Source organism: Streptomyces hokutonensis, assembly GCF_042751305.1.
Classification (GTDB): domain Bacteria; phylum Actinomycetota; class Actinomycetes; order Streptomycetales; family Streptomycetaceae; genus Streptomyces; species Streptomyces hokutonensis_A.
In genome coordinates this window covers 1-6,093 of the sequence record NZ_JBHYWD010000047.1, presented here as the reverse complement: position 1 = coordinate 6,093, position 6,093 = coordinate 1, and the positions used below count along the sequence as shown (strand labels likewise).

The following is a 6,093-nucleotide window of genomic DNA, read 5'->3' as shown; positions in this document are numbered from 1 at the left end:
CGCGGGGGGGGGGGGGGGGGGTGTTGTGTTCGCGCCACCCACCCTCTGGTGGGGGGGGGGGTGGTGCGGTGTGGGGGGGCCTTCCCCACCCCCCCCCCCCCCACCCACCCACGGGGATCACAGGGAACAGCGAGGGCGGGAGAACGATGAAGGGCTCACGATTCGGGGCGCTGGCACTGCTGACGGTGTGCGCGCTGGTTCCCACGGCGGGCGGTGCGGTCGCCGCACCGCCCACCGCGGTATCGGACGCAACCGCGTTGCAGGCGGCGCTGGACCGGGTGACGGCAACCGGTGCGGTCGGCGCGGTCGCCGAGGTCCGCCAGGGGGACGCCGTATGGCGCGGCAGCAGTGGCACGTCCAGGCTCGACGGCCGGCACGCCGCCCCTGTCGACGGCCGTTTCAGGGCCGGAAGCGTCACCAAGACGTTCACCGCCACCGTGGTGCTCCAGCTGGTGGGCGAGGGGCGGCTGCGCCTGTCCGACACCGCCGAGCGGTGGCTCCCCGGCCTCGTCCCCGCCCCCGGAGGCGACCGGATCACGGTGCGGGAACTGCTCCAGCATGCCAGCGGCCTGCCCGAATACACCGACGGACTGCTCGACGGCGATGCCCCCCGCGACCGCTTCCACACCTGGACACCCGCGGAACTGGTCCGACGGGCCGTCAAGGACGGCGACCGGAACCGCCCTCTGCTGTTCCCGCCGGGCACCGATCACCACTACTCCAACACGGACTACATCGTGCTTGGGATGATCGTCGAAAAGGTCACCGGCCGCTCGTACCGCACCGAAATCGACCGGCGCATCATCCGTCCCCTCGGGCTCCGGGACACCCGCCTGCCTGGCTCCTCTCCTTTCATCACCGGGCCCCACTCCCACGGCTACGAACCGGTGGAGAAAGGGGACGGGACACTCGTCCCGGTCGACTACACCACCGTCAACATGTCCATCGCCGGTGCTGCCGGCGAGATCATCTCCACCACCGCCGACCTCGACCGCTTCTTCCGCGTCCTGCTCGGCGGCGGCCTCCTGCGCCCGGCCGAGCTGCGCGAGATGACCACCGACACCAGCGGAGCCGGCTGGGGCCTAGGCCTGGAGATGGCCACGCTCCCCTGCGGCACCATCGTGGGCCACGGCGGCGGCACTCCCGGCTACCGCACCCTCTCCTTCCACACACTCGACGGCACCCGCCAAGTCACCCTGGACTGGACCGACTGGGGCACCGACGGCGACGCCGATGCCGGCCCCGCGGCCCTCGCCCTGATGACGGCCGGCCTCTGCCCCTCGTAGCCACCAGCGGCCGAACTCCCTGCCTGGCCCGCAACGAGGTAGCAGTCGAAAACGGTGGGCTGATGGCGCTCCTGGAATTCGGCCACCCGGTAATCGGCTCCCCCTCGGAGTTGCCAGTCCGCTGATCTGGACCCGTGGCATGTCACTCGTTCCCGCGGATGACTCCTGGTGCATTCCGTCAGACCAAGGACGGCATACCACGGGTCGATGACAAGGCGCAGTGGAGCGCGCACCATCAGCCATGACCTCGACGTGTAAGCCGGATGCCCTCGCTGAGGTGGCGATCGGCGGGCGAGAAGGGACCCCTGCCATGGGAGCGTTCGATCGAATGGTGTCGCGACGGGCCTTCGCTGGTGTGCCGGTGTCGTGGATGGCGGCCCGCAACCTGCCATGGAGGACGACGCCGGCGAGGCGAGAAGAAGTCAGGGCGCCCGGCAACACACGGGTCACCGATGATGCTTTCGCCGCGTGCATCGAACCGGTCGTCGCAGTCAATCCACTCGATCCGGGCAACCTCCTGGCCGTATGCCGGGTGTTCGTCGGATCCGACATCGGCGTAGCCGCGTACGCGTCGTTCGACGGCGGCGACACCTGGCGGGCGCGGGGCCTTTTGCCCGGCCTGGTACCGGACTTCGACGGCAATCCGACCATAGCCTTCGACAGCCGTGGCCGCGCGTACGTGTGCTGCGTCGTGGCCACCCAGGGGCCGCCGCGCCACGGTGACGTCCTGATGTGGCGCACCGATGACCGTGGACGCGGTTTCCGGCCGTCGATCACGGCGATCGCCGGCGGCCCCGGACTGGTGGACCATCCCAGCCTCACGATCGGCACGGGAAGCCGCCCGCCAGCCACGTATTTGTACCTCGCAGCGGGGGTGTACGGCACCGCCGACGACGGTGTGGTCGTCGCCCGCTCCACCGACGGCGGCCGGACCTTCCAGCCCTCGCGTGCACTTGATCCCGCCGCAGGCGCCAGGGCCATCGCCCCCGTCGCCGCCGCCGGACCGGACGGCTCGCTCACCGTCGCCTACTTCACCCCCTCCCCGAGTGGTGACGTGCTCATCAGAGCCGTCACCTCAGGCGACCACGGCGAGACGTTCACGGAGCCGCTCACGGTGGCCGAGGTGCCGGCCATGGCGCCGGGTCTGGGAGACGTCACCGCGAAGAGCGGCCCGGCTCTCGCGGCTGCGGCCGGCGGCGGTCTTGTCTGCGCGGCCGTCACCGGCTTCGATGACGCGACCGGCAGGTCGCGACTGCTGCTGACAACCTCGGCCGGCCCCACCGAGCCCTCACCGACGTGGAGCAGCCCGACAACCGTGGCGGTCAGCGACAGGGTGGTCTACCTGCAACCCCAACTCGCCATCGCCGACGACAACCGCATCGCGATCTCCGTCTACGCCCTGTCCCTGACGACACTGCGTGTGGACGTCCTGCTCTACCTCTCGGACCCGGTACGAACCGCATCCACACCACCCGCCTTCGAACCGCCCCTGCGCGTCACAACGCAAGCATTCGATCCCCGGCAGGCCATCGACACCGGCAGCACACACTGGCTCGGCAACTACCAGGGACTGGCCGCTACTCCCGGCCACGTCCTCCACCCGATCTGGACCGACACCCGCACCGGCCGCGCACAGATCTTCACCGCCGCTGTTCGCCGTCCCCGCGCCTGACCCCCGGACAAAGGCGAGCTGGGGCACGCCTCTGCCCGCTCCTTGGAACGGTATGCGCGGCGCGGCGTCACCCTGTCGCCCGGCACGTCGCCGAACGCGACCCTGCCGGTCGTCGGCGCAGGTGAATCCGAGCGCATCAGGGAGTCGGACTCATTTCGCTGCTCCTTTGGCGTGGATCTCGGTCCCACTTTGCCTAAGTTGCCGACTCTGCTGCGCAATTACCCGGAGTGATGGCGCCGCGTCGGTTTGGCGTCCGGAGTGCCGCGCAGAAGCAGACAAGCCGGGCCTAGCCGAGGCTGTGGAGGCGCAGTGCGTGACCGCCCGCCGAATTGCGCAGCAGAGTCGCTGCGGGCGTGGATTACAGCGAGCTCGAGGCGGACATTCTCCGGCTGATCGTCGGGGCCACCGAGGGCAGTGTTCGTGCCTTCGGGGAGGAGACGGTCACCCGTCTGGTGCGGCCGGAGCTGCTGCGCGGTGCGGCCGAGGACGAACTCACGGAAGAGGCCCGGGCGGCACTGACCACGGCGTGCGCGAACGTCCTGACGATCAGCGCCGCCGAGCTGCACGACGAGCTTGCGACGATCTATGACGGCATCCTGGTCGAGGACGATCTGGACCCCGGAGTCCTCACCGCCATCAGCGCGTTGGCGCACTGGAAGAGCTACCTGGAGCAGAACCGGCGCGGCGAGCTCTACGAACCCGCCATCCGTTCCATCGAGGACATCGACCGAGGTGCCCGCGGATCTCGACGACTTCCTCGCCACACCGGAGATGGCGGCCGAGTTTGGTCAGGATGCGGCCGAGGTGGGTCTTGACGGTCGTCTCCCCGATGAAGAGGCGGTCGGCGGTCTCGCCGTTGGCCAGTCCCCGGGCGGCCAGGGTGAGGACTTCCCGTTCCCGTTCGGTGAGTGCGGCCAGGCGGCTGCGCTGGGCGGATCTCCTCGGCGGGGGCGTCCTTGACGAGGAAGCCGTTCGCGCCGGCGCGCAGGGCGGCGTAGGCGTACTGGTCGAGGTCGAAGGTGGTGACGACGAGCATCCGGGGCGCATGGGGCTGCGCGCAGAGCGTAGTCCGGTAGACGATCTCGTCAGGGATGACGCTCCACCCGGGCCAGGGGTGAGGCGTCATCTCGTCGGTAAGGGGATCCGCTGTGCGAAGGTTCCATCCTTCTGGCTGAACTGGGTGGAGGCGGCGGTTGCTCTGGCCAGAGTCCATCTCGAATACCCCCAGGGGCCGTTGAGGGGCCACAAGGACCGGAATACATCGACAAGCACCACACAGGACTGACACGGATCAGTGCGTCTGAACTGGGAAAATGTCAAAGATGAGCATTGATCGGCAAGGACCGCCAAGATCCCCGATGGACTCATAATCCGTCGGCCGTGGGTTCGAGTCCCACCCGCCCCACTGTGCGCTACGCGGGGAGAAACCTTCGTTCTCGGCCTGCCCAGGTCCGAATTGATCCCTTCACGGGTGCTCCGAAGGTCTTGGTGTCGAGCCGTTTGTTACGACGGCTGCCGGTCTGCCCGGATCGAAGCCGGCGGTACCCGGTCGGCTGTGTCTGCGAGTTGGATCCCGTCATGGCCGACCGGTCCTGGGGTGCGTCGGCTCGGCCGCGTAACGGCCCGAACGGAAAACGGTCCGGTTGGTATGCCGGACACGGCTTCAGACCTCAAGGCCCCGGACGCACTGGCCACGCTCGTCATCGACACCCTCCTGCACGGCGCAGGACCACGCGGCTGAGCCGCAACTGCTCGGCAGGCGCCGTAGCCACCGATCGGCTGCCGTCGCCAAACATGTCAGCGCCACTCACGCCTGGTGGCATTGCTCGGCCTTGACGGCCGCGCGGACGCAATGTGGGAGCACCTCGGCCCTGCTCCCCGCATCGCAAGGTTGGGCCCCTGTGTACGGCAGGGCCACCTGCAGCCACGGCCGCTGGAGGTCCGTCCCGAGGTTGGGTGGGAGCTGCTGTGCGATGGAAGGGGAATTCGCTGCGGGCAGGCTCGAAATCCCCCTCCGAGCCGGCGCGATCGCATGTTGGCCCCGTGCCACTTTTGCCGTGCGACGGAGACGGGTGGCCGTCATCGGCGGTACTCGTCCGGCCAGAGGGTGTCGGTGGCGGCCTGGGCCCGGGCGGCGGCCAGCAGTTCGTACTGGGGGTGGACGTTGAGGGTGCGTCCGGTCCGGGAGGTGGTGCAGCGTTCCCGCAGGGGGCAGCCGGTGCAGACGCGCTTGAACTGAGCGCCGGGGACCCCGCGGATCACCCGGCGGATCGCGGAGACGATCTGGGCGACGGTGTCCTGGGTGGCCACCGCGTCATCGAGCACCGAGGAGTCCAAAGCGCGCCGCTGCCTGCCCTTGAGCACACAGGCCGCGGCCACGACTTCCTTCACCTTGGTGAAGCTCCGCGTCGGATCGGCCGAGTGGCGAAGTCGGCGCCGGAAGTACGTCAGCAGCGACGGGTCGAACGCAGTGTCGTACAGCCCGAGCCCGCAAGCGGCCTTCCATCGCAGGTCACACCGTAGTTCCTGGACCGTCTCGAAGTCCGACAGACCCTGCAGGCTCTGCAGCACCACCGCCGTGGCCAGCACCTGCGGCGGCAGACTCGGCCGCCCGTTCGCCGACGGATACATGTCCGCGAACATCCCCGGCGGGAACAGCACCTCGCGGTGCTCGGCCAGGAACGCGAACACACTCCCCACCGGGATCAACTCCCGGCAGCGACGACCTGCCGGACGCGCAGGCCCGGCTGGAGCAGTTCGACGCGGGGGAGGCGGCGCGCGGGCTGTTCGTGGAGTGGGCGGCTGTGACCTCGGCGCGTTCTGGGAGAGCGATGCGCGTTCCGGGGATCAGACGCCTTCGCGCATCGGTACCCGCACGCCCCGCTCGTCGGCGGCCCGTTCCGCGATGTCGTAGCCGGCGTCGACGTGGCGGATGACGCCCATGCCGGGGTCGTTGGTCAGGACCCGGCGGATCTTCTCGCCGGCGAGTGCCGTGCCGTCGGCGACCGTCACCTGGCCCGCGTGGATGGAGCGGCCCATGCCGACGCCGCCGCCGTGGTGGATGGAGACCCAGGACGCGCCGGAGGCGACGTTCACCATGGCGTTGAGCAGCGGCCAGTCGGCGATCGCGTCGGA

The 6,093-nt window shown here is 69.6% G+C and carries 4 protein-coding genes and 3 pseudogenes; 3 read left to right on the top strand and 4 right to left on the bottom strand.

Going from position 1 to position 6,093, the window contains the following annotated elements; translation table 11 throughout:
• Positions 1–146 precede the first annotated feature (146 nt).
• The 3 genes from ACFXC1_RS50670 (at position 147) to ACFXC1_RS51285 (ending at position 3,773) form a co-directional block, all read left to right on the top strand.
• On the top strand, positions 147–1,286 hold the full coding sequence (locus ACFXC1_RS50670) for a serine hydrolase domain-containing protein (RefSeq protein ID WP_381257136.1): 1,140 nt from the start codon (positions 147–149) through the stop codon (positions 1,284–1,286).
• Between the two features lie 532 nt (positions 1,287–1,818).
• On the top strand, positions 1,819–2,958 hold the full coding sequence (locus tag ACFXC1_RS50665; protein ID WP_381257133.1) for a sialidase family protein: 1,140 nt from the start codon (positions 1,819–1,821) through the stop codon (positions 2,956–2,958).
• A gap of 329 nt (positions 2,959–3,287) precedes the next feature.
• The gene (locus tag ACFXC1_RS51285; RefSeq protein ID WP_463294428.1) at positions 3,288–3,773 is read left to right on the top strand and encodes a hypothetical protein; all 486 of its coding nucleotides are present in this window, start codon (positions 3,288–3,290) and stop codon (positions 3,771–3,773) included.
• A 10-nt stretch (positions 3,774–3,783) separates the two neighbouring features.
• Here ACFXC1_RS51285 and ACFXC1_RS51280 read toward each other — a convergent pair.
• The 4 genes and pseudogenes from ACFXC1_RS51280 to ACFXC1_RS50645 all read right to left on the bottom strand — a co-directional run.
• A pseudogene (locus ACFXC1_RS51280) lies at positions 3,784–4,005 on the bottom strand (LuxR C-terminal-related transcriptional regulator); the annotation flags it as partial.
• A gap of 1,032 nt (positions 4,006–5,037) precedes the next feature.
• Entirely contained in the window at positions 5,038–5,220 is a 183-nt protein-coding gene (locus ACFXC1_RS50655; protein WP_381257172.1) for a transposase, read from the bottom strand.
• Positions 5,197–5,667 (bottom strand): annotated as a pseudogene (locus ACFXC1_RS50650) (transposase); the annotation flags it as partial. The gene ACFXC1_RS50655 and the pseudogene ACFXC1_RS50650, both read right to left, overlap by 24 nt.
• 138 nt (positions 5,668–5,805) lie before the next feature.
• Positions 5,806–6,093: pseudogene (locus tag ACFXC1_RS50645) on the bottom strand (urocanate hydratase); the annotation flags it as partial.